Here is a 221-nt window from a genome sequence, read left to right as displayed (position 1 = left end):
AAGAAGCCCTGGTCATGGACCGGCAGAAAGCTCACGGGCAGGCCCACAAACGCGTACGCCACGCCCGACACCAGGATCAAGTGCACGACAATGATCCATCGAGTATTGTCATGGGCACAGGCGATACGTGCGGGCGATCCGGAGGTCAGGGCCCGCGCCTGCGCGGTCGCGCGCGAACGCGGCGGCGCCGTGGGGGGCCATCCGGGCTGGCCGGGCCTCTG

General features: G+C 68.8%; 1 protein-coding gene. It reads right to left on the bottom strand.

The features are described 5' to 3' along the window. Positions 1 to 221: hypothetical protein (locus MFF64_RS37580; RefSeq protein ID WP_238194181.1), on the bottom strand; the 221-nt coding region annotated here is incomplete at both ends.

Origin of the sequence: Methylobacterium frigidaeris (assembly GCF_022179185.1) — a bacterium.
GTDB classification, from domain to species: Bacteria; Pseudomonadota; Alphaproteobacteria; order Rhizobiales; family Beijerinckiaceae; genus Methylobacterium; species Methylobacterium frigidaeris.
Note: the sequence above shows the minus strand (reverse complement) of the source record. Positions and strands in the feature narration are given on the sequence as shown.